This is a genomic window from Mycobacterium sp. BK086, assembly GCA_004362315.1.
Taxonomy (GTDB): domain Bacteria; phylum Actinomycetota; class Actinomycetes; order Mycobacteriales; family Mycobacteriaceae; genus Mycobacterium.
Map to the genome: position 1 here is coordinate 17,747 of SNWL01000003.1, position 23,432 is coordinate 41,178.

20 protein-coding genes and 1 pseudogene are annotated in these 23,432 nt (G+C 67.0%); 3 read left to right on the forward strand and 18 right to left on the reverse strand.

Features of this window, described 5'->3' with window-relative positions:
- Nucleotides 1-3 precede the first annotated feature (3 nt).
- From EV580_RS00125 to pheS, 8 genes are read right to left on the reverse strand one after another with little or no spacing between them, the layout of a single operon-like run.
- The gene (locus tag EV580_RS00125) at nucleotides 4-501 is read right to left on the reverse strand and encodes an arginine repressor (protein ID WP_133689142.1); all 498 of its coding nucleotides are present in this window, start codon (nucleotides 499-501) and stop codon (nucleotides 4-6) included.
- A complete protein-coding gene (argF, locus tag EV580_RS00130; protein ID WP_133689143.1) occupies nucleotides 498-1,430 on the reverse strand; it encodes an ornithine carbamoyltransferase in 933 nt (310 codons plus the stop codon). The genes EV580_RS00125 and argF overlap by 4 nt, the downstream gene beginning before the upstream one ends.
- Nucleotides 1,427-2,593, reverse strand: coding sequence for an acetylornithine transaminase (locus EV580_RS00135; protein WP_133689144.1), 1,167 nt, complete (start codon nucleotides 2,591-2,593; stop codon nucleotides 1,427-1,429). Before EV580_RS00135 ends, argF begins: the two co-directional genes overlap by 4 nt.
- On the reverse strand, nucleotides 2,590-3,462 hold the full coding sequence (gene argB / locus EV580_RS00140) for an acetylglutamate kinase (RefSeq protein WP_133689145.1): 873 nt from the start codon (nucleotides 3,460-3,462) through the stop codon (nucleotides 2,590-2,592). The genes EV580_RS00135 and argB overlap by 4 nt, the downstream gene beginning before the upstream one ends.
- On the reverse strand, nucleotides 3,459-4,682 hold the full coding sequence (gene argJ, locus EV580_RS00145) for a bifunctional glutamate N-acetyltransferase/amino-acid acetyltransferase ArgJ (protein ID WP_133689146.1): 1,224 nt from the start codon (nucleotides 4,680-4,682) through the stop codon (nucleotides 3,459-3,461). The genes argB and argJ overlap by 4 nt, the downstream gene beginning before the upstream one ends.
- Entirely contained in the window at nucleotides 4,679-5,713 is a 1,035-nt protein-coding gene (argC, locus tag EV580_RS00150) for an N-acetyl-gamma-glutamyl-phosphate reductase (protein ID WP_502703905.1), read from the reverse strand. The genes argJ and argC overlap by 4 nt, the downstream gene beginning before the upstream one ends.
- A gap of 55 nt (nucleotides 5,714-5,768) precedes the next feature.
- Nucleotides 5,769-8,264, reverse strand: coding sequence for a phenylalanine--tRNA ligase subunit beta (gene pheT, locus EV580_RS00155; protein WP_133689148.1), 2,496 nt, complete (start codon nucleotides 8,262-8,264; stop codon nucleotides 5,769-5,771).
- Complete coding sequence (pheS, locus tag EV580_RS00160) at nucleotides 8,264-9,307, reverse strand: phenylalanine--tRNA ligase subunit alpha (protein WP_133689149.1); 1,044 nt, start codon at nucleotides 9,305-9,307, stop codon at nucleotides 8,264-8,266. The genes pheT and pheS overlap by 1 nt, the downstream gene beginning before the upstream one ends.
- A gap of 117 nt (nucleotides 9,308-9,424) precedes the next feature.
- Here pheS and EV580_RS00165 point away from each other — a divergent pair, with 117 nt between their 5' ends.
- Nucleotides 9,425-11,005 carry an FMN-binding glutamate synthase family protein gene (locus EV580_RS00165; RefSeq protein ID WP_133689150.1) on the forward strand — a complete coding sequence of 527 codons (1,581 nt, stop codon included), beginning with the start codon at nucleotides 9,425-9,427 and terminating at the stop codon, nucleotides 11,003-11,005.
- On the opposite strand, the pseudogene fdxA reads toward EV580_RS00165, so the two are convergent.
- Nucleotides 10,993-11,310 (reverse strand): annotated as a pseudogene (gene fdxA / locus EV580_RS00170) (ferredoxin); the annotation flags it as partial. The gene EV580_RS00165 and the pseudogene fdxA sit on opposite strands and share 13 nt — an antisense overlap.
- Entirely contained in the window at nucleotides 11,307-12,875 is a 1,569-nt protein-coding gene (locus EV580_RS00175; RefSeq protein WP_133689152.1) for a phytoene desaturase family protein, read from the reverse strand. The gene EV580_RS00175 and the pseudogene fdxA, both read right to left, overlap by 4 nt.
- A 78-nt stretch (nucleotides 12,876-12,953) precedes the next feature.
- On the opposite strand from EV580_RS00175, the gene EV580_RS00180 reads away from it, so the two are divergent.
- Nucleotides 12,954-13,553, forward strand: coding sequence for a TetR/AcrR family transcriptional regulator (locus EV580_RS00180; protein ID WP_133689153.1), 600 nt, complete (start codon nucleotides 12,954-12,956; stop codon nucleotides 13,551-13,553).
- Here the strand turns inward: EV580_RS00180 and EV580_RS00185 are convergent.
- The 8 genes from EV580_RS00185 to EV580_RS00220 are packed head-to-tail and all read right to left on the reverse strand — an operon-like array spanning nucleotide 13,550 to nucleotide 22,317.
- The gene (locus tag EV580_RS00185) at nucleotides 13,550-14,956 is read right to left on the reverse strand and encodes an MCE family protein (RefSeq protein ID WP_133689154.1); all 1,407 of its coding nucleotides are present in this window, start codon (nucleotides 14,954-14,956) and stop codon (nucleotides 13,550-13,552) included. The two genes, EV580_RS00180 and EV580_RS00185, sit on opposite strands and share 4 nt — an antisense overlap.
- On the reverse strand, nucleotides 14,956-16,077 hold the full coding sequence (locus EV580_RS00190) for an MCE family protein (RefSeq protein WP_133689155.1): 1,122 nt from the start codon (nucleotides 16,075-16,077) through the stop codon (nucleotides 14,956-14,958). Before EV580_RS00190 ends, EV580_RS00185 begins: the two co-directional genes overlap by 1 nt.
- Nucleotides 16,074-17,252, reverse strand: a complete 1,179-nt coding sequence (locus tag EV580_RS00195; RefSeq protein WP_133689156.1) for an MCE family protein — start codon at nucleotides 17,250-17,252, stop codon at nucleotides 16,074-16,076. The genes EV580_RS00190 and EV580_RS00195 overlap by 4 nt, the downstream gene beginning before the upstream one ends.
- Entirely contained in the window at nucleotides 17,249-18,343 is a 1,095-nt protein-coding gene (locus tag EV580_RS00200; RefSeq protein ID WP_133690955.1) for an MCE family protein, read from the reverse strand. The genes EV580_RS00195 and EV580_RS00200 overlap by 4 nt, the downstream gene beginning before the upstream one ends.
- Nucleotides 18,343-19,368 carry an MCE family protein gene (locus EV580_RS00205; RefSeq protein WP_133689157.1) on the reverse strand — a complete coding sequence of 342 codons (1,026 nt, stop codon included), beginning with the start codon at nucleotides 19,366-19,368 and terminating at the stop codon, nucleotides 18,343-18,345. The genes EV580_RS00200 and EV580_RS00205 overlap by 1 nt, the downstream gene beginning before the upstream one ends.
- Nucleotides 19,368-20,558: an MCE family protein gene (locus tag EV580_RS00210; RefSeq protein WP_133689158.1), complete on the reverse strand. Its 1,191-nt coding sequence runs from the start codon at nucleotides 20,556-20,558 to the stop codon at nucleotides 19,368-19,370. Before EV580_RS00210 ends, EV580_RS00205 begins: the two co-directional genes overlap by 1 nt.
- Before the next feature lie 45 nt (nucleotides 20,559-20,603).
- A complete protein-coding gene (locus EV580_RS00215) occupies nucleotides 20,604-21,356 on the reverse strand; it encodes a rhomboid-like protein (protein WP_133689159.1) in 753 nt (250 codons plus the stop codon).
- A 10-nt stretch (nucleotides 21,357-21,366) separates the two neighbouring features.
- Nucleotides 21,367-22,317, reverse strand: coding sequence for an adenylate/guanylate cyclase domain-containing protein (locus tag EV580_RS00220; protein WP_370581757.1), 951 nt, complete (start codon nucleotides 22,315-22,317; stop codon nucleotides 21,367-21,369).
- 74 nt (nucleotides 22,318-22,391) lie between these two features.
- Here EV580_RS00220 and EV580_RS00225 point away from each other — a divergent pair, with 74 nt between their 5' ends.
- Nucleotides 22,392-23,420: an oxygenase MpaB family protein gene (locus EV580_RS00225; protein ID WP_133689161.1), complete on the forward strand. Its 1,029-nt coding sequence runs from the start codon at nucleotides 22,392-22,394 to the stop codon at nucleotides 23,418-23,420.
- The last annotated feature ends 12 nt before the right edge of the window (nucleotides 23,421-23,432 follow it).

The following is a 23,432-nucleotide window of genomic DNA, read 5'->3' on the forward strand; positions in this document are numbered from 1 at the left end:
CCTTTATTTTTCGGTCTTGTGAATGGTCTCGAACATGGTGGCCAGTTGTGCGCCGGTCATCGGCTCGCGGGCCACCACAAGAATGGTGTCGTCGCCGGCGATCGTGCCGACGACATCGGGCAACGCTGCCCGGTCGATGGCGCTGGCCAGATAGTGCGCCGCGCCGGGCGGAGTGCGCAACACGGCCAGGTTGCCGCTGGCGTCGGTGGACACCAGCAGATCGCCGAGTAGACGCGAGACACGCTCGGTGCCGCCGGACACCCCGCGCACCGGACTGCCGTCCTCGGGCACGACGTAGACGCCGACGCCGCCGTCGGCGCCGCGCAGCTTGACCGCGCCGAGCTCCTCGAGGTCCCGGGACAGCGTTGCCTGGGTGACCTCGATGCCCTCGTCGGCCAGCAGTGCGGCGAGCTCGCTCTGGCTGTGCACGGACTGCGAGGACAGCAATGCGACGATCCGCGCCTGCCGGCCCGCTCGCGTGGTGCTGACCTCGCTGGTCATCGCTTCTGCTCCAGCAGCCACACCAGCAGAGCCTTCTGCGCGTGCAGCCGGTTCTCTGCTTCGTCCCACACCGCGCTGTGTGGGCCATCGATCACCTCGTCGGTGATCTCGTGTCCGCGATGTGCCGGAAGGCAGTGCAAGACAACGGCCTCGGAGTCGGCGTGGCCGAGCAAGCCGGCGTTGAGCTGGAACGGGCGGAACGGGATGACACGGTCCAGCCCGTCGTTCTCCTGCCCCATCGACGTCCAGGTATCGGTGACCAGCACGTCGGCACCCTTGGCGCCGGCCACCGCGTCCGCGGTGAGCGTGACGCTGGCACCGGTCTGCTGCGCACGCCGCTCGGCCGCCGCGACGAACAGCGGGTGCGGCTCGAAGCCGGCCGGCGCGGCGATCGTGACGTGAATGCCCGCGGTGACACCGCCGAGCATCAGCGAGTGCGCCATGTTGTTGGCGCCATCGCCGAAGTAGGTCATCCGCAGCCCGGCCAACGACCCCTTGCGCTCGGCCAAGGTCTGCAGGTCGGCAAGCACCTGGCACGGATGGAATTCGTCGGACAGCGCGTTCACCACGGGAACCGCTGAGCCCGAAGCCATCGCGTTGAGCCGCTGCTGGGCGAAGGTGCGCCACACGATCGCGTCGACGTAGCGCGACAGCACCCGCCCGGTGTCCTCGAGGGTTTCCTCCCTGCCGAGCTGGGTGGCGCGGCCGTCGACCACCACGGCGTGTCCGCCGAGCTGGGCCACGCCCATCTCGAAGGAGAACCGGGTACGGGTGGAGTTCTTGTCGAAGATGACGGCGACACCGCGCGGGCCCTCGAGCGGGCGCCGGCTCATCGGTTCCTTCTTGAGTTCTGCTGACAGCGCCAGGATTTCGGCCTGCTCCTCGGGAGTCAGGTCGTCGTCGCGCAAGAAGTGCCGCAGGGTGCTCATTGGGCCGCCTCATCCAGGATCGCCGGTAACGCCGTCAAGAAATTGTCGATCTGCACTTCGGTGATGATCAGCGGCGGCGCGAGCCGGACCACGTCCGGGGCGGCCGCGTTCACCAGGAATCCCGCGTCGCGCGCGGCGGTTTCGACAGCCTTGCCCTGCGGCGCGGTCAGCACCACGCCCCGCAGCAGACCGCGGCCCCGGACATGGTCGACCAGCGGATGCCCGAGCGACTCGATGCCGTGGCTCAATGTCTTACCGAGCAGGTCGGCGCGGTTGACCAGATCTTCGGCGGCCAGCACCTTGAGCACCGCCAGTGCGGCGGCGGTGCACACCGGGTTGCCGCCGAAGGTGCTGCCGTGCAGCCCGGGGGTCAGCAGGTCGGCGGTCGGGCCGATGGCCAGGCAGGCCCCGATGGGCAGTCCCCCGCCGAGACCCTTTGCCAGCGTGACGATATCGGGGGTGATGCCGTCGTGCTGGTGGGCGAAGAAGGCGCCGGTGCGCCCGACACCGGTCTGGACCTCGTCGAGAACGAGCAGCGCACCGTGGCGGCTGGTGATCTCGCGGGCGGCGACCAGGTAGCCCTCCGGCGGGACGACGACGCCGCCCTCACCCATGATCGGTTCGAGGAACACCGCGGCGGTGTCATCGCTGACGGCTTCTTCGAGCGCGTGCACATCCCCGTAGGGCACGTGTGTGACATCACCGGGCAGCGGCTCGAACGGCGCCTGCTTGGTGGGCTGGCCGGTCAGGGCCAGTGAGCCCATCGTGCGGCCGTGGAATGCGCCTTGGGCGGCAACGAGTTTGGTGCGCCCGGTCAGCCGGGTGATCTTGAAAGCGACCTCGTTGGCTTCGGTGCCGGAATTGCAGAAGAACACCCGCCCCGGCGCGTCGAGCTGGTCGAGCAGCGCCTCGGCCAGTGCGATACCCGGTTCGGTGGCATACAGGTTCGACGTGTGCCCCAGGGTGTTGAGCTGTGCGGTGACGGCGTCGATGATCGCGGGGTGTCGATGGCCGAGGATGTTGACCGCAATGCCACCGAGGAGGTCGAGGTAGGACTTGCCGTTCTCGTCGGTCACCACGGCACCGTCACCGCTGGCCAATGCCAGCGGCGGGGTGCCGTAGTTGTCCATCATGACGTCGGACCATCTCTCAATGAGGGTCATGAGGGGATCACCTTCGTTCCGGTTCCTTCGTCGGTGAAAAGCTCGACCAGCACACAGTGTTCAACCCTGCCGTCGATCACGTGCGCACTGGGGACCCCGCCCTCGACCGCCCGCAGACAGGCTTCGATCTTGGGGATCATGCCGGTCTCCAGGTTGGGCAGCAGATCGGTCAGGGTGTCGGTGTCGATCTGACTGACCAGCGAATCCCGGTTGGGCCAATCGGTGTAGAGACCTTCGACATCGGTGAGCATCAGCAGTTTCTCGGCGCCGAGGGATCTGGCCACCGCGGCGGCCGCGGTGTCGGCGTTGATGTTGTGCACCACACCGTCGGCGTCCGGGGCGATCGTCGAGATCACCGGAATGCGGCCGGCGGCAATGAGATCCAGGACCGCGGCGGTGTTGACGTGCTCGACGTCGCCGACCAGGCCGATGTCGGTGATCACGCCGTCGACGGTGACGCCCCGGCGCACCGCCGTCAACAGTTGAGCGTCCTCGCCGGTGATGCCGACGGCGTACGGGCCGTGGGCGTTGATGAGGTTCACCAGCTCGCGACCGACCTGGCCGAACAGCACCATCCGGGCGACGTCGAGAACCTCGGGCGTGGTGACCCGGAAGCCGCCCTTGAATTCCCCTTCGATACCAAGCTTTTTGAGCATCGCGCTGATCTGCGGGCCGCCGCCGTGCACCACAACGGGGTGGATACCGGCATTGCGCAGGAACACCATGTCGTCGGCGAACGCGGCCTTGAGGCGGTCGTCGGTCATCGCGTTGCCGCCGTACTTGACCACGACGATCTTATCGTTGAGCTGTTTGAGCCAGGGCAGCGCCTCGGCGAGGATCGCGGCCTTGGTGTTCACGGTCGTAGTCATGAGCTGTACGCCGAGTTCTCTTCGACGTAGGCGTGCGACAGGTCGGTGGTGCGGATGGTCGCCTGCCCGTCGCCGAGCTTCAGGTCGACGTTGACGTCGACGTCGGCTCCGGACAGGTCGACGTCGCGTGCACCGGGTGCGCCCGCACCGTCGATGCAGACCGGGAAACCGTTGAACGACACGGTGATCTGTTGCGCCTCGATCGCGAAGGGCACCATGCCGACGGCGGCGAGCACCCGGCCCCAGTTCGGGTCGGAACCGAACAACGCGGTTTTGACCAGGCTGTCGCGCGCGACGATCCGGGCCGCGACGACGGCGTCGTCGTCGGTCGGCGCCCCGGTGACGGTGATCGCGATCCGCTTGGTGACGCCTTCGGCGTCGGCTTGCAGCTGAGCGCACAGGTCGTCGCACACCCGCAGCACGGCCGCATCCAGATCCTCTTGGCTGGGCGCGATCTCGCTGGCGCCGGAGGCCAACAGCAGCACAGTGTCGTTCGTCGAGCAGCTGCCATCGACGTCGAGCCGGTCGAACGTCTTGGCGGTGGCCCGGCGAAGCGCGGTGTCCAGAGCCGCGGCGTCGGCCACGGCGTCGGTGGTGAGCACCACCAGCATGGTGGCCAGCGAGGGCGCCAGCATCCCGGCACCCTTGGCCATGCCGCCGACGGTCCAGTTCTCCCCCGACTCGATCGAGTGGTGCAGCGCAACCTGTTTGGGCACGGTGTCGGTGGTCATGATGGCCCGAGCGGCTTCGTCGCCGCCGGTGAGTCCGCCGCCCAGTTCGTGGACGATCTCGGTGACGCCGGCCAGCACCTTCTCCATCGGCAGTCGGTCGCCGATCAGCCCCGTCGAGCAGATCGCGACCTCGACCGGTCCGGTCTCCGTGCCCCATTCGCTGAGCGCGGCCGCGACAGCTTCGGCGGTGGCGTGGGTGTCCTGGAACCCGCCCGCACCCGTGCAGGCGTTGGCCCCACCGGAATTCAGCAGGACCGCACGCAGCCGGCCGGTGGTCAGCACCTGCTGGCTCCATAGCACCGGGGCGGCCTTGACCTGATTGCGGGTGAACACCCCGGCCGCCGCGTAATCGGGGCCCTCATTGAACACCAGCGCCAGATCCAGGTTGCCCGACGCCTTGATTCCCGCCGCGATCCCCGTCGCGCGAAAACCGGCCGGCGCGGTAACGCCCTGCGTCCGAACAAGTTTCGTATCAGCCGCAAGCGTCATGGCGCCACCCCCACAATCGACAGTCCTTCGGTCTCGGCCCAGCCCAGCGCGAGGTTCATCGACTGCACTGCCGCACCGGCCGTGCCCTTGACCAGGTTGTCGATCGCGCAGACCGCGACCATCACCCCGGCATCGGCGTCGACCGCCACCGCCAATTGCGCGGCGTTGCTGCCGATCACCGCGCCGGTCCGGGGCAGTTGCCCTTCGGGCAGCAGATGGATGAACGGCTCTGCGTCGTATGCCTTCTCGTAGGCCGCCCGGATCTGCGACACCGGCGCCTGGGTGCGGGCCGTGCAGGTGGCCAGGATGCCGCGCGATGTCGGGATCAGTACCGGGGTGAACGACACGGTGACGTCCTTGTCGGTGACCGACCGCAGGCCCTGCGCGATCTCCGGGGTATGCCGGTGCGCGCCGGCGATGTTGTACGCCCGCGCCGAGCCGATCACCTCCGAGCCCAGCAGGTCGACCTTCGCCGCCCGGCCGGCACCCGAGGTGCCGCTGACCGCGACGACGGTGACGTCGGGTTCGACGAGGTCCTCGGCGAGGGCCGGCAGCAGAGCCAACAGCGCGGCCGTCGGATAGCAGCCGGGCACCGCGACCCGCTTGGTGCCGCGCAAGGCGTCGCGGCCACCGGGCAGTTCGGGCAGGCCGTAGGGCCAGCTGCCGGCGTACGGCGTTCCGTAGAACCGCTCCCACGCCCCGGCGTCGGTGAGCCGGAAGTCGGCACCACAGTCGACCACCAGGGTGTCGGGGCCCAGCTGTTCGGCCAGAGCTGCCGAGTGACCGTGCGGCAGTGCCAGGAAGACGACGTCGTGGCCCGCGAGGACGTCGAGTTCGGTGGCCTCGAGCACCCGGCCGGCCAGCGGCAACAGGTGCGGGTGGTGCTCAGAGAGGTGGGTCCCTGCGCTGGCGGCAGCGGTCAGCGCACCGATGGAGAGGCGGCCGTCCGCATAGGCCGGATGCCCGAGCAACAGACGCAAGATCTCGCCGCCGGCATAGCCGCTGGCGCCGGCAACCGCTACCGAAGTCATACTGAGATTCTGCATGGTTATGCAGAGCGATGCAAATACATTCTTGACCGGCGCGTCAGGCGCGCTGAACAGCCCCGACCGCCGCCGCGGCCGCGGCCACCGCGGCATCGCGGGCGGCACTGGCCTCGTCCTCGGTCAACGTGCGGTCCGGCGCCCGGAAACGCAGCGCGAGCGTCAACGATTTGCGGTTCTCGCCGATCTGCGGGCCGGTGTACACGTCGAACAGCGCCACGTCTTCCAGCAGCTCCCCGGCACCGGCACGCACCGCGTCGACCACGGCGGCAGCGGCGACGTCACCGGCCACCACCAGGCTGACGTCCTGGAAGACCGCCGGGAACGGCGACACCCGCGGGGCGGGCAGCGTCTCGGTCATCGGCACAGCGTCCAGGTCCAGTTCGACTGCGCAGGTGCCCTTCGGCAGGCCGCACCGTTCGATCACTGCGGGGTGCAGCTGGCCGGCATGCCCGACGACCCGTCCGTCGACCAGAACCTCGGCGCAGCGGCCGGGATGCCACGGCAGCAGCTGCGCGGCCCGCAGCGTCACCTCGACTCCACAGGTGCGAGCGATCACCCGCACCGCCTCGAACGCATCCGACGCCTCGACGGGCCGCCCCGGCCCCCACGGGCCGCGCGGCTCGCGCAGCCCGGTCAGCACGGCGCCGACGTGGACCGGCTGACTGGGCAGCGAGGCATCCAGCGCCGCGATCTCGTCATCACTCGGCCGGCGATGCGTCGGGATCAGCTCGACACCCTTGGTCTGCTCGGTGGGATGAACCACCTGCGCGATGGAGAACAGTGCGACATCGACGAAGCCACGGGAGACGTTGCGGGACAACGCTTCCAACAATGCGGGCAACAGCGTGGTGGCCAGGTGCGGCCGGTCGGCCTCGAGCGGGTTCAGCACGGAGGTGGTGGCGCGCCTGAGGTCATCGGCGGGCAGGCCCCACTGGTCGAAGATCCCGGCGGGCAGGAACGGGCTCGTCAGCACCTCGACGAAACCCGAGAGGCCCAGCGACTTGCCGACCGCGCGACGCCGCTTCTGGCCGGCGGTCAGTCCCCGGCCCGCCGGCGCGGTCGGCAGCACCGACGGGATCTTGTCGAGCCCCTCGAGCCGCAGCACCTCCTCGACCAGATCGGCGGGCTGCACCAGGTCGGGCCGCCAGCTCGGCGGCGTCACCACGAGGATGGCGCGATCGCTGTCGTCCTCGGTGACCTCGGCACCGATCTGGGTCAGCCGCTTCACGGCGGCGCCGCCCTCGTACTCGACACCGGCCATCCGGTCGGGCAGGTCGAATCGCATCCGTACCGGTGCCTGCGACCAGTCGGCCCGCGGCGGGTCACCGCGCCAATCGGTGAGCGTGGGTTCGATTGTGCCACCGGCGATCTCGGCGAGAAGTCCGGCACACCGGTCGAGGGCAGCCACCGAGATGGCCGGGTCGACGGACCGTTCGTAGCGCCTGCCCGCCTCGCTGACGAGGTGCAGGCGGCGAATCGTGCGGGACACCGCGGCGGGATCCCAGACCGCGGCCTCCAGAAGGATGTCGGTCGAGGCGTCGTCGATCTCGGTGGTGCCCGCGCCCATGACACCGCCGATGGCGGCGGTCGCGACGTCGTCGACGATCAGCACGTCGGCCGGATCGAGTGTGCGTTCGATGTCGTCGAGCGTGACGACGGTCTCCCCCGGCTTGGCGAACCGGACGATGAACTCACCGTTGACCCGGCTGCGGTCGTGCGCATGCATCGGGTGGCCGATTTCGAGCATCACGTAATTGGTGACGTCGACGGCCGGTGAAATCGGGCGGATGCCGGACAGCATCAGGCGGCGGCGTAGCCACCACGGCGACTGCGCCTCGGGGTCGATCCCGGTCACCGGGCGCAACGCGAAACGGCTGACGCCGGTGCCGGATTCGATGGTGACCGGCAGCTCGACGCCCTCCACCGGCAGGGCCGGCACGTCGGCCGGATCGACGAAATCAAGATCGTAGGCGCAGGCGATCTCGCGGGCGATACCGCGCACCGACATGCAGTAGCCGCGATCCGGCGTCACTGCCAGGTCGAAGATCACATCATCCAGACCGAGGACCTCGATTCCGTCGGCGCCGGGCTCGGCCGTTCCCGGCGGCAGCACAATGATGCCGGAATAATCGGTGCCCAAACCCAATTCGGCGGCCGAACAGATCATGCCGTCGGAGAGCCGGCCGTAGGTCTTGCGGCTCGCGATGTGGAAATCACCGGGCAGTGTGGCGCCCGGGAGTGCCACCACTACGAGATCGCCGACCGCGAAGTTCCGTGCACCGCAGACGATATCGCGGTCGGCGTCTTCACCGACGTCGACCTTGCACGCGCGAATCGGCTTCTTGAACTCCGTGAGCTCCTCGATCGCGGTCACCCGCCCGACAGTCAGCGGGCCCGACACCGGTCCGAGCGCGATGATGTCCTCGACCTCGTGACCGACGCGAATCAGCGCCTGCTCCAAGTCATGTGGCTCGACGTCCCAGCCGGGGGCACCCTGCTGAACGACCTCACGCAGCCAGCTGTACGGAAGGCGCATCAGACCCCGACCCCGAACGGCAGCGAGAACCTGACGTCACCTTCGACCATGTCGCGCATGTCGGGGATGCCGTTGCGGAACTGCAGGGTGCGTTCCAGGCCCATCCCGAAGGCGAAGCCGGAGTACACCTCCGGGTCGATCCCGGCGGCGCGCAACACGTTCGGGTTGACCATGCCGCAGCCGCCCCATTCGACCCAGCCGGCTCCGCCCTTCTTGTTGGGGAACCAGATGTCCACCTCGGCCGAGGGTTCGGTGAAGGGAAAGAAGTGCGGTCGCATCCGGGTGCGGGCGTCTTCGCCGAACTCCGAACGGGCGAACGCATCGAGCGTGCCGCGCAGATGGGCCATCGTCAGGCCGCGATCCACCGCCAAGCCCTCCACTTGGTGGAAGACCGGGGTATGCGTGGAGTCGAGCTCGTCGGTGCGAAACGTGCGGCCGATCGACACGATGTAGACGGGCAGCTCGCGATCGAGCAGCGTGCGCACCTGCACCGGGGAGGTGTGGGTGCGCAGCAGCTGACGTGATCCCTCCGGAGCGATGTGGAACGTGTCGGACTCGCTGCGCGCCGGATGATCGGGCGGGAAGTTCAGCGCGTCGAAGTTGAACTGCTCGGTCTCGACCTCCGGGCCTTCGGCCAGCTCCCAGCCCATCGCTACGAACGTGTCGGCGATGTGCTCGGCCAAGATCGTGATGGGGTGCCGGGCCCCGACCGGCTCGCGGGTCGAGGGCAGGGTGACGTCGATCGCCTCGGCGACCAGCACGGCCGCGTCACGCTCGGCGCGCAAAGCCGCCAGGCGCTCGTCATAGCTGCGCTGAGCATCGCCGCGGGCGACGTTGACCAGCTTGCCGGCCTCGGAGCGGTCCTCCTTGGGCAGGCCGGCCAGCGCTTGGCGGGCCAGCGCCAGCGGCGCGCGGTCGCCGAGGTGCTCGGTCTTGGCCCGGGCCAGCGCGTCCAGATCGGCAGCCAGTTCGAAGGCATGCCGGGCCGCGCTGACGGCCTTGGTCAACGATTCCTGCGACAAGTCGACGGGTTGCTCACCCACGCGGCGAGACACTCCTTGCACTACCGGGGTTATTTGCACCACGGATGTGACGCAAGTGCCGATCATAGGTGATGCCAGACTGACGCCCCGCAGGCATTTCACCGGTAAGGATGTCCCATGCTCAGAGCCCTCGTCGTCGCGGCCTTGTGGGTGGCGGCGCTGGCCGTCGCGGGACTGACGCTCGCGTTCAGCCCGTGGTGGTGGTTGCTCGCGGCGCCGCTGGTCGCCCTCGCGGCGTTGGGCACCTGGGACCTGCTGCAGACGCGGCACACGATCCTGCGGTCTTATCCGGTCCTCGGACACGCCCGGTTCCTGGCCGAGATGCTGCGCCCGGAGATCCGGCAGTACTTCATCGAATCGAATACCGAGGCCACTCCGTTCGACCGGGAAACCCGCGACATGGTCTACGAGCGGGCCAAGGGCACCAAGAGCGACGAGCCGTTCGGCACCGAGCGTGATGTCAATGCTCTCGGCTACGAATTCCTCCGCCATTCCCTGCGCGCCCACTTCGCGGCGGACCTGGCGCCGCGGGTGCGACTGGGCGGAGCGGACTGTGCCCAGCCGTACGACATCGCGTTGTTCAATGTCTCGGCGATGAGCTTCGGGGCGCTGTCGGGCAATGCCATCGAGGCCCTCAACGGCGGCGCGGCCCGTGGGGGTTTCGCCCACGACACCGGCGAAGGCGGCATCAGCCCCTACCACCTCAAGCACGGTGGTGACCTGATCTGGGAGATCGGCTCGGGATACTTCGGCTGCCGCGACGCCGAAGGGCACTTCGACGCAGGCTTGTTCGAAGAGAAGGCCGCACTTGCGTCCGTGAAAGCCATCTCGATCAAGCTGTCTCAAGGCGCCAAACCCGGCCTCGGCGGGGTGCTGCCCGGCGCGAAGGTCAGCCCGGAGATCGCGGCCACCCGCGGGGTGCCGATCGGCCGGACCGTCGTCTCGCCGCCCGCGCACACCGCATTTCACACGCCGGTCGAGATGATGCATTTCATCGCCACGCTGCGCAGCCTGTCCGGCGGCAAGCCGATCGGGTTCAAGCTGTGCATCGGGGCGCGCACCGAATTCCTGTCGATCTGCAAGGGAATGCTGCACACCGGCATCACGCCGGACTTCATCATCGTCGACGGCTCTGAAGGCGGAACCGGTGCTGCCCCACAGGAATTTGAGGACCACGTCGGAATGCCCCTGACCGAGGGTTTGATGCTCGTACACAACGCCCTTGTCGGTACGGGGCTGCGCGGCAACATCAGGATCGGCGCGTCGGGCAAGGTGGCCAGCGGCGTCGATATCGTCTCGCGCATCTGTCAGGGCGCCGATTTCACGCTGTCGGCGCGGGCGATGATGTTCGCGGTCGGCTGCATCCAGGCGATGAAGTGCAACACCAACAAATGCCCCACCGGCGTGGCCACCCAGGATCAGGGCCGGGCGCGGGCGCTCTACGTTCCCGACAAGACCGAGCGGGTGGTCAACTTCCAGCGGGCCACGGTGGCCAGCGCTGCCCAGATCGTCGCGTCGATGGGCCTGGACAGCTTCGGCGAACTTCAACCCTCAATGCTCAACCGCCGCATCGAAGGTCAACGCACCCGCACGTATGCCGAGATCTACGAGTGGCTGATGCCCGGCGAGCTGCTCGAGGATCCGCCGGAGTCGTGGCGCTCGGACTGGATCGAGGCGTCGGCCGACGAGTTCCGCTGAATCAGTTCGGCGACGAACGGCGCGTCGAACTTTTGCGGTCCCAATCCCCTTGCACCGCCGGGCGATCCGAGGTCGGCGAAGAAGTCGGCATTGGCCACCACGTACGGCTGCCAGTCGTCGGAGGCGTCATCGACATACGCGATGGCCTCGACCGGGCACACCGGTTCGCATGCCGCGCAGTCCACGCACTCGTCGGGATGGATGTACAACATCCGCTCCCCCTCGTAGATGCAGTCCACCGGACACTCGTCCACACAGGCCTTGTCCCGGATGTCGACACACGGCTCCCCGATGACGTAGGTCATGAAGCCGCCAGGTCGTCGAGGGCCGCGTAGGCGGCGTTGTATCCCGGCACGAACGTGATGCCCGGACCGCCATGACAACCGGCGCCACCCAGGTAGAGTCCCGCGATCGGAATCGCAATATCGAGAAATCCCTTGGGGCCGGGACGATTCGGACCCATCAGGTCCGGATGCAGAAGGCCATGGCAGAAGTCGCCGTCGGGCGCGCCGAACATCGTCTGCATGTGATATGGCGCGAACGTGATGTGCCGGATCTGGATATCCCTGAAGTTCGGCGCGAACTTACTGATCTTGTCGATCACCGTTTCCGCCATCTCCTGCTTCAGGCGCCCATGCTGCTCTCGGGGTGCCTCGACGGGGAACCCGTAGGCGTACGCGCTGGCGGCATGCTTACCGGGCGGCGCCAGACTCGGATCGGTCACCGACGGGATCTGCATACCGAATGACGGATTGTCGGGAAGCATCCCCGCCCTGGCCATCTCCCATTGCCGTTGCTGCTCTTCGGGTGTCCCGAACACCCCGACCGACTGCTGCATGCCGGGTTCGTTCAGCAGCTCGTAGGGAGACGCGAACTCCGGCAAACCATCCAGCGCGAAGTGCATTTGGATGAAGGTGGCCCGGTGGTCACGTCCGGCGAGTCGCTCCACCAGGTTGGCCGGTAGGTGTTCGGCGCCGACCAGGTCGATCAAGGTCAGGTCCGGCGACAGATTCGATACCACGACCGGTGCGCTCAGTATCGAGCCGTCACGCAATCGCACGCCGGTGACCCGCTCGTTCTCGACGAGGATCTGATCGACCTTCGTGCGATAACGGACTTCACCACCGAGCTCGGTGAACAGGCGTTTGAGGTGATCGCAGACGGCACCGATGCCGCCTTCGAGCTTCGTCATCATCGTGGCATTCATGTCGGGAACACCCATCGCGAACGCCAGACACGTTGCGCTGCCGGGCGTGAACGGTCCCCGATACGTCGAGTTGATGGCCAGGAACGCCAGCATGCCCCGGATGGTCGCGTACTTCTCCTTATCCGGGAAGTTGCGATCGATGACGTCCATCGCGGTACCGAACAACATCTCGTGGATCGCTCGGCGCTCGGATTCATTTGCCGCACAGGCATACATCTCGTCGAGGGTCTTCGGTGGTGTGCGCGCCTCGAAACGCCCCAGCGCGCGCGTCGGGCCCGTCGTCCATTCCAGCATCTTGGCCATCCCCAGCACCGAATCGGCTCCGTGCTTCTCGGACAGATGTGTCATGTACTTCATCGGGTCGCTGTAGAGGATCATCGGCTCCTCTCCTGCTTCACCGAGGTTCACCGATTGGACTTCGGAATGGACCTGCGGAATCGTGTGCAGCTCCAGGGCGTCGGCGACTTCAGGTGCGGTCGGGAATTGCACCGAACCGGCGATCTCGTAACGGAATCCGTCGATCAACTCGACGGTTGCCGCCATACCGCCGGAATAGGTGTTCTGCTCCAGGACGATCGTCCGCAGCCCCTGGCGCTGCAGAACCGCCGCCGCGGTCAGGCCGTTGTGGCCTGCCCCGACGACGATCGCGTCGAAATCACTCATTGCTGGTTCTCCTCACTTGATTCCACTGATGTCACGACTGACGTGATTAGGCGAAAAGGATTGTGCGAAAATGCCGTAATGACGAACTTGCACGAGCGGCGCAGGACTTCTACGCGCGAGGCGCTGCGCGAGGTGGCGCTGGCGCGCTTCGCTCGTGACGGATTCGCCAACGTGACGGTCGCTCAACTCGCCGACGAGGCGGGCGTCACCCAGCGCACGTTCTTCCGGCATTTCCCGACCAAAGAGGCAGTCCTGTTCCAGGACTACGAGACTCAGCTCGAATGGCTTGCCGAGGCACTGGCCCGGCGCCCCGCCGACGAGTCGCTGTTCGACGCGGTGCTGGGCAGCGTGGTCAGCTTCCCGCACGACCTCGAGATCGTTCGGCAGGCCGCGATCCTGCGGGCCACTCTGCTCGACGGTGAGCGCACCGCGGGCCACCTCAGGGTGGTGCAGGCGTCCTTCGCTGAGGTGTTGACCGATTTCGTCAAGCGGCGCTACACCGATCTGGACGATGTCGACCTGATCGCCGAAGTCGCCGGCGCCGCGCTGGCAGCCGCCCTTGTCACCGCGGTGGAGCGCTGGGGCCGCGATGGGTGCACCACCGACCTGCGTGAGGTGGTCGCCACCAGCGTCGGACTGCTGCGGTCCGGCCTGGCTCCCCTTTCCCGCGAGGCCTAACACGGCAACAGGTCCTTCCACGACCTCGGCGCCGCGGGCGCGACAAGATCGGACTGCACATACCGCTGCCCGCTCGGGGTGACGAAGCTGCCGGTCGCCGGGTTGTAGGGCACCACCGATGCGCTGGGAGCCACCCCTGGCACCCTGCTGTCCGGTGGGACACCCTGCGAGATCAGGTTGGGGTCAAGCGGATAGGGCCCGACAGCATGCTGGCGCACCGCCGTCGGGACGAACCCCTGATCGCTGTCGCACAGCTCCACGGTCGGTGCGCGCTTCCCGGGCTTGCCGGCACACGGATAGTTTCTGGCGCCGCGGACCGCGATCGGCGAATCCTGCGGCAGTTTGCAGTACAGGCCGTCAGGGGTATCGATCGTGGTCGTATCGGCCGGGGACCGCCACGAGGACGGGGGCAGGAACCCCACGGTGCACGGCGGCGGATCCCCGAGCGTGATCGCGAACTCCCCCACCGGCAGGCCCGTCGGGTTGTTGGTCGGCAAGCCGAATGCTTGGGTGCTCGCGATCGCCGGCGGCAAGAGCACAAGCAGCTGCTCGAGGGAGGAGTTGTAGGTGACCAGGATCTGACCGACGACGTTCAGGTTGGCCAGCAGAACCGGCAGCGTGGGCTTGACCTGATCGAGCAGCCGGGTCACCTCGTTCGCTGCGGCAGGCCCGGTCTGCAGCAGAGCACGCACCTGGTCGTCGTCATCGGCGACCGTCTGGGTGACGTCGGCCAGCCCCCGTGCCCACACCCGCAGTGAATCCGTTGTGGCGACCTGTGAATCCAACAGGGGCACCGCGTCGTCCATCAGTGTCGCGGCGCGATCACCGACGCTGCCTACCGCGCCGGCGATGGTGGCCGACGAATCCAGCAGTGCGGACACGTCGTAGCCCGCACCGCGTAACCCCTTGTCCGACTCATCGATCAGCAGTGAGAGTTTGTCGCCGGGGATGCTGTTGACCAGCGCGCTCACCCGGTCCATCATCGGGCCCACGGCTTGGGGAACGGCGGTCTGCTGCATGCGGATCACCGCCCCGTCGCCCAGATACGGTCCTGACGCGCTCTGCGGCCGAAGATCCACGTACTGTTCGCCGATCGCGGATGCGCTGCGCACCTCGGCCCGCAGATCGGCGGGGATCTTCGGTGACGTGTCAAGAGACAGAGTGGCTTCCGCGCCCTGCTTGGTCAGCCGCAACGCGGTGACCTTACCGACCTGCACACCGCGGTAGGTCACATTCGAAAATCGATACAGACCACCACCATTGGGCAGCTGTAGGGTGACGGTGATCTTGCCGACACCCAGCAATGTCGGAACCTGAAGGAACAAGAACGTCATCAGCAGCAAGCCGACAAGAGCGACGACGCCGAAGATCACCAGCTGGATGCGGATGAGCCGGGTCAGCATCAGCCACCCCCGCTCGTCGGCGGGGTGATACCGGTCCGGAGCGGATCGTAGGTGTAGTTCAGGTACCACGGATCACCAGGCGCGGGAATGAGTTTGGCGTTTTGATCACCCCACCGGGTACCCAGGAACAGTGTTCGCTTCAGCCGCGGGACCGTCAGGTCGGCGACCAGGAACATGTTCACGTAGTCGCCCCGGACGGCGCGGTCGATGTAGCTCTGGCTGTACGGGTAGGTGACGGCAAAGGCCAGTGCGGTGTCGAGTTCGGGTCCGACATCGGCCAGCGCCTTGATCGTCGGCTCGAGATTGCGCAGGTTCGCGACCAGATCGTCCCGGGTGGCGTCGACCAGGTCGGTGGTCGACTCGCTGAAGGCCCTCAGTTTGTCGAGCGCGGTGACGATGCGTGGCCGTTCTCGGATCAGGACATCCAGGGCAGCGGGAAGGCGTTGCAGCGCACGGCTGATCACGTCCCGCTGCTGCGCGAACGTACCGGTGAATCTGGTCAGCTGGTGGATCATGTCGACCAGGTCGGCGCGTTGGCTGTCCAGTGTCCCGACAAACGTGTCGAGCCGCCGCAGCAGATCCCGTACTTGTCCCTGCCTGCCCGACAATGCGGTGTTGGCGTTCCTGATCACGTCGCCGATCTGACCGAGTCCCCCGCCATTGACGACCGCCGAGAGGGTGGACAGCGTCCGTTCGGTGGACGGGTAGGCAGACGACTTGCTCAGCGGGATCGTCGATCCCGGCTCAAGTCGGCCTCCCGGAGCCTCACCCACCGGAGGGTCGAGTTCCAGGTGCATCGACCCGAGCAGACTGGTCTGCCCGACGGTGGCGATCGCGTTGGCCGGCACGACGACATCGGGGCGAATGAACACCTCGACGTCGGCGTGCCAGTTGCGCAGCCTCATGGCACCGACGGTGCCGACCACGACATCGTCGACCAGGACCGGTGAATTCGACTCCAGCATGCCGACATTGGCGATCTCGACGTGAAAGACGCTGGCGCCGCTGCGGCCCTCGGTCCCCGGCAGGGGCAGGGAGTTCAAGCCCCGAAATCCGCAACCGGATGTCCCCGCCGCGATGACCACGACCGCGACGGCTGCCCCGATACGCCGGGACGTCATGGTGCCCCACCGGGGGCAAGCGCCGGATCGGAGTAGAGAAGGTTCTCCGGGGATGGCGCCTTCATCAGATACGGGCTCATCGGGAAGGGCACCAGGTTGAAGCTCAGCAACCGCAGTGCGGGGCCGAGATATTGGGCGCACAGCTTTCCGGTTTCCGGCGCGGTGGCGTTCTCGATGGCACCGATCTGTCCGCAGATGAACTGGATGGGATTGGCGAAGTCGTTGAACACGATGGATCCGATGTTGTCGCCGGTATCCGGGTTGTAGACGTTGTAGTAATTCGCAAACGCATTGGGCGCGACATGCAGAAGCTGCTCGAGGCTCTTGCGGTTATCGGCCAGATTGCGAATGACGTCGGTCAGGCGCTGAATCTGCTCGACGGTCAGCTCGCGGCTTTCCCCGACGAAGCGCTGCGTGTCGGATACCGCAGTCGTCAGATCGTGCAACGCGGCGTCGAGATCTCCGGTGTGGTCACCCAGCGTGCCCGTCACCGCGGCAAGTCGCTGTTCGAAGTCGACGATCGCGCCGCTGCTGTCACGCAGCGCCGTCACCAGCTTCTGCAGCCCGGTGATGATGTCCACCACGTTTGCGCTGCCATCGGCGAAAATCCTGGCGACGGACGACAACTGGGCCAGCATCTGCCGTAGTTTCACGCCGTTGCCGCCCATGGCGTCGGCGGTGTCGTCGATGAGCCGGGCCAGTGCGGGCCGAGCCGTTGCACTATTGGGTCCCAAATCGGTTGACAGGCGCATCAACTGAGTCTTGACGTCGTCCCACTCGACAGGAACGGCCGTTCGCTCGATGGGGATGACCGCGCCGGACGGCATAGTCGGGCCACTGTCCCGGTACGCCGGCGTGAGCTGGAGGTAACGTGCCGCGACGAGGTTCTGCGCAACGATAACCGCACTGGCATCTGCTGGAACCGATACCCCCGGGTCGACGCTGAGGACGATCTTGACCTGCGTGCCGTCGGGCTCGATGGAATCGATTTTCCCGACCGTGACACCCGAGACGCGCACCTCGTCACCGGCATAGATCGCGCTGGCAGCCGTGAAGAAGGCCGTGATCTTCGTGGCGGGATAGTACGTATGACGCACCAGGATTGTGGTGCCCGCAGCGGCCAACGCGACGAGCACTGCGGCGGTCGCGGCGACGATTCTGCTGCGGCCGCTCATCGTTGCCCCTCCTGGGGTTGCGGGGGAATTCCGTTGTACGGGAACGGGAATTCCGCGCGCGGTCCGGCGTTGTCGGGTGGCTGTCCCGCGTCGGTGCCACGGCGGAAGCCGAAGGCGTAGTCGAAGAACGGCTGCAGGAATTCCGCGGGTATGACGTTGGCGGTGTAGGCCTGGTAGTAGAACCCGCTCGACACGGCCTCACCCATGGTGATCTCGTACTTGGCGAGTCCGGGCAACGCCTTGGCGATGTTGTCGCTGTTCTTCTGCAACACGGCCGTCACTGAATTCAGCTTCTGCAGGGTGGGCGCCAGCTTGTCTTCGTTGTCGTGAACGAGCCCGGAAAGTTGCCTGCTCATCGCCGAGGTGTTGGCCAGCAGGTCGGCAATCGCTTGACGGCGCTGAGCGAGCACCGCGATCAGATCACGGCCGTTGAGAATGAGCGCGTTGACCTGCTCGCGGCGTTCGGACAGCACACCGGTGAGATCGGCTGCGCTGCGCAGGAGTTCACGCAGCGTGTCGTTGCGGTTGTTCATCGAGCGGGACAGCCGGGTCAGACCGTCCAGCATCGGCCCGAGCTGCGGGGCCATCGCGTCGATGGTGTCCGACAGCGTCTCCAGCGACTGGTTGAGTGCTGCGGTGTCCAGCCCGGCCGCGTTCGTGGTGAGGTCACCGACAGCGTCGGTGAGCACGTAGGGCGATGACGTCCGCGACATCGGTATCGGCTCAGTGGGTTTCTGTGAACCAGCACCGGCTGGAACCAGCGTCACGATCCGCGCGCCGAGCACGGTGCCGGTCTTGATGTGCGCGGTGGTCTGCGATCCCAGATGCACGGTGCCGTCGATGGTGAACGTCACCAGCGCGTCGCCCCGCATCAACGAGATGGCCGAGACTGTGCCGACCTTGATACCCGAGATCACCACATCGTTGCCGGCCGCCAGACCACCGGCTTCACCGAACACGGCCTGGTAGCGCACCTGGGTCGCCCACGACCACAAGCGTTGTGGCGCAAGGCCGACCAGGACGACCAGAACAGCGACCGAGACACCGATGAAACCGGCACGAATCACGCGACCGCCTCGGTATTTCAGCATCATGGCTCGGCGCACCTCCCACCGGTCTGCTTGAGCCACGGGAAGACCGCGGTCCTGCCCTCGAGATCGGTCACCCGCACCGACATCCCGCACACGTACATCTGAATGAAGCTTCCGTAGGCGCCGAGGCGGGTCAGTTTCCGGTAGTTCTCGGGCGCCTTCGCCAGCGCGCGATCCACCTTGTCCTTGTCCTGATCCAGAATCGGTGCCAGCCGGCTCAATTCGTTGACCGCCCCGGCCAGCGGCGCCCGCGCGTCGGCGAGCAGACCGGCCAGTGACGCGGTTCCGGCATCGAGGGCATCGATCGCCGCGCCGATCGGATCACGGTCGCCGGCGAATCCCGTGATCAGTTTCTCGATCCGGTCGACGACCGTCGAGAATCGGTCCCCCTCGGCCGTCAGCGAGGACAGCACGATCTTCACGTTGTCGATCAGCTCCGCGATCACCGTGTCGTTGTCGGCCAAGGTGTTGGTGAATGAGGACGTCTTGGCGAACAGCGATTCCACGGTGCCCCCCTGCCCCTGCAGGATCTGGATCAACGATGTCGTGAGCGCATTGACGTCGCCGGGGCTCAGGCTCTGGATCACCGGTTTGAGCCCGCTCAGCAGCAGGTCGAGGTCGAGCGCCGGCTGAGTCCGATCGATGGGGATCTGAGAGCCCGCGGGCAGCATGGTCGTGGGGCCCGGGGCGTCCACCAACTCGAGATAGCGATCGCCGACCAGGTTGAGATAGCGAACGGCCGCCTTGGTGGCGGTGGTGAGCACGACATCGCGGTCGGCATCGAAGGTGACTAGGACGGTTGCGTCGCCGCGCAGTGTGACGGTGTCGACCGTCCCGATCCGGATCCCCGCCGCCCGCACGCTGTCACCAGCTTTGAGCCGGGACACGTCGGCGAACACCGCGGTGTATCCGTTGACGCTGCCGGTGCGGTACTGCGCAAAGGTCACGAACAGGAACGCCGTCGCCACGACCATCACGACCGCGAATGCCGTGAACTTCAGCCCCGTTGCCCGCACCGACCGCATCAACCCGGCTGCCCGATCTGTGCGGAGTTGCGCGGCGGGCCGTCTATCGGGCCGTACAGGATCTGCTTGAGGCCATCGGAGTTGAGCAGAACCCCCTGGTTTCCGTACTGCGCCGGATTTGCCCCCACATCGGTGACCACGAAGGGCGGCTTGGTGTTCGGCGCCAGGTGCGGCAGTCCCTGGTCGGCACAGTGCGGTCCCCCTTTGGCGGCGACCTTTGGCAGGTCAGCGGGATAGCGATACCGCTCCAATCCCATGGTGAAGCTCACCGAAACCACGGCCCCGGGGTCGGGCTGCGGTGGCGCGAGAGCGATCGGCACCAGCCCGGCCAGAGTGCAGTTCAGTGCCTCGTGGTAGCGGTTGGTCAGATCGGTGGTGGGCAGCAGCATGTGCAGCACTTCGGTCAACGCCTGTCGGTTGACGTCGACGACCTCGGATCCGGTCTCGGCCAGCCCAATGGCGCTGAGCAGCAACGCATCCAGGTCGTCGTGCCGGTCTACCAAGGTCTGGCCGATCCGAGTCGCGTTGTCGACGGTCCTGATCAGGTCGGGCGCGACGTCCGCGTAGGCACCGGCCGCTGCGCTCGCCGCACTGATGTCATGACGCATGTTTCCCAGGCTGGGTTCGAGCCGGGCCAGCAATGTGTTGAAGTCCCCGAACATCTGGCCGAGCCGCTCGCCTCTGCCGTTCATCGCCCCGGCGAGGGCACCCAGTACCTCGTTCAGCTTCTCCGGCTGCACTTTTGACAGCACCGCTGTCAATCGCTGGAAGACGGTGTTGATCTCGACCGTCACGTTTGTCGCCTCGATGACCTGCCCGGAACGCAGCGATTGCGCCGACGGGTCAGTGGGCGGGGTCAGTTCGACGAGCTTGGCCCCGAAGACCGTCGGCGATGCGATGTCGACCCGCACGTTGCCCGGGATCAGCGGCAGCTGGTCCGGCTCGATCGAAAGGTGCAGTACCGCTTGCCCATCCGGGCTCTGATCGATCGCCGACACCGTACCGACTTGAACCGCACGCATTTTCACCTTGGCGCCGGGGTTCATCACCAAGCCGGCACGGGGCGAGAGCACGGTGATCGACACACCCGACGTCACGTCGCCGCGAAACATGGCCACGGCGCCGCCGACGATCGCGGCCATCAGGACGACGGATGCCAACCCCACTGCGGGGCGAACAGCACTGCGCACGAGAGAATTCGTACCACAGCGATGTCACAACTGACTAGATTTATGTCATATGTGACGCGGCCGGCCGATCCACGCGGCCACCAGCGCGCCCGGCACCCCCAACGCCAAGGTCACCAGGATCGACAGCCCGGTGTTGGCCATGATCAGGTAGCCGAAGGACGCCGCAACCGCCAGCAACGCATACCGCGCGGTCGTCCAGCGCGCCGGGTGGCCGAACCGGGTGCCGACCACCATGCCCAGCACCAGGGCGACACCGTGGCCCACGCTGGTGAAGTCACCGGCGCTGCTCACCACCGAGCCGACCGCCACAGCCAGCCACCAGCCGGTCCAGGCCGCTCGCCAGCGCTGCGGGATCGCCGCGGTCAGGGCGCCCAGGACGCCGACCGCGCCGTAGCTCATCCCGACATCGGTGACGTTGGCGATCGACCAGGAGGCCAGCCCCGCGGCCAGCGCCGCAGCCAGTCCGGCGGCGACCAACAGCGTCGCGCCCACGTGGGCGACGACGAACGCCACGACCATCCGGCGGCTGCGCCACAGCAGTTCGGCCAGGCCGAGAATCGCGAACAGGCCCGGCAGCCAGACGTAGATCGGCCCCTTCTCGGTGACGAACGCGCTGCTGATCAGCGTGCCGATATGGCCTTCGCCGAGATTGTGGAGGTTGGTGCTCGCATGCCAGATGACCTGGTCGCGGACGTGCGGGCCGAGCGCGAACAACGCGGTCGCCACCACCGCCAGCGCGGCGGCGTAGACCAACGTCACCCGGACGCGATCCAGCCGCGTCAGCACTGCGAAAACCATGTCCTACCTACTACGCCTGAGCCTCGAGATCATCCCCGTCGTCCTCGACTGGCAGATCCTTGCGGGTCTTGAGCCGGTACATCACCAGGTCGGTGGGTACCCCCGAAGCCCGCGGAGCGAACACCTGGCGCCGGATCTTCTTGACCGTCACCCCGAGCGACTCGAGCTGCTCGGCGTCGATCAGCTCCAACGTCTTCTCCGACACGATGAGCCCGCCGCGGGGCGCGCGGTCCATGACCCGGGCGGTGATGTTGACGTCCACACCCAGCCAGTCCGAACCGATACGTTGCGGGCGGCCGGTGTGGATTCCGGCGCGCATGCGGGGTGTGTACCCGTCAACCTCGACGGTCCGGACCGCCTCGCGGGCGGCCATCGTCGCGCGCACCGCGGTCGCCGGGTCGCCGAAGACGGCCATGATGCCGTCGCCCATGCGTTTCACGATGTGGCCGCCGGCGTCGAGCAGCGGGGGCTCGACGACCTGCGCGACCCGGCGCAGCAGGCGCAGGGTGGCGTCGTCACCGGCCTGCAGCGACCAGCTGGAGAAGCCGACGAGATCGGTGAAGACCAGCGTGACTTCCCGATTGGCCGGGCGGCCCGAGACCCGTTCGGTGAGCGCCTGCCAGAGCTGAAGGGTGGCCAGGCTCACCTCGCGGGTGGCGGCTTCCCGGTCGCGCAGCAACCGGTCGGCGGCGCGCGCAGCGGCGCGGGCGCCACCGGCACCGTCGGCCGAGAGCGGGTCACCGAAGTCGGGGTCGCCTGGCAACATCCGCCGGGCACGACGAACGAGGGCGATGATGCCCGGATTGTGGTTGGTGTTGTGCCACCACGCAGCGGGCCCACGCCCGGGTTGGTTGACGTCAACGAGGGAATCGGGTTGATCGTCGAACGGCTCGACGTCCACGAGATCCACCCTAGGGAACGGATTTCGGGCCGGCCAACCTGTGTGACGCGGTCGACGTATCGCTATGTCAAACGCATGGTCACAGCTTCGTCGCCGTTATGGACAACACGTGTTGTCAGCCCTATCGTCATCAAATGAGGTCAACGAAGACCACTCGCCCCGCTAAGCCGGCGCCGCTCGGGCCGGACTCGCTCACATGGAAATACTTCGGCGACCTGCGCACCGGGATGCTCGGTGTGTGGATCGGGTCGCTACAGAACATGTATCCGCAATTGGGCGCCGGAGTGGAAGAGCATTCGATCCTGTTGCGCGAACCGCTTCAGCGGGTCGCACGGTCGGTCTACCCGATCATGGGCGTGGTCTACGACGGCGAGCGCGCCCGGCAGACCGGTGAGCAGATCAAGGGATTCCACCAGGGGATCAAGGGCGTCGACAGCACGGGACGGCGCTATCACGCCTTGGACCCCGAGACGTTCTACTGGGCGCACGCCACGTTCTTCATGCTGATCCTGAAGGTGGCCGAGTATTTCTGCGGCGGGTTGACCGAGGCGGAGAAGCGCCAACTGTTCGACGAGCATGTCCAGTGGTACGCGATGTACGGGATGAGCATGCGACCGGTGCCCGAGACGTGGGAAGACTTCTGCGAGTACTGGGACCGCACCTGCCGCGACGAGCTCGAGATCAACAAGGCGACGCTGGAGATCTTCGACATCCGGATCCCGAAGCCGAAGTTCGTCTTGATGCCGACGCCGATCTGGGACCAGTTGTTCAAGCCGATGGTGGCCGGGCAACGCTGGATCGCCGCGGGCCTCTTCGACCCGGCCGTGCGCGAGCGGGCCGGGATGCGCTGGACGCCCGGCGACGAAGTCGCGCTGCGATTGTTCGGCAAGGCCGTCGAGTTGGCGTTCTGGGCGGTGCCCGACGAGATCCGGCTGCACCCGCGGGCGCTGTCGGCCTACAAGCGGGCCGCCGGGCAGATCCCGGAGGACGCCCCGTTGGTCGAGGCACCCGGTTTCATGGCACCCCCTAAAGACCGTCGGGGCATGCCCATGCACTATGTCCCTCGGACGAAGAGCCTCGTCGAGCGGGCGGGGTCGCTGGTCCACACGACGTTCTCACTTGCCGGTCTGCGGCCCGCCCGAGGACGTTCCAAAGCCGCCTGAACCGGAGAACCC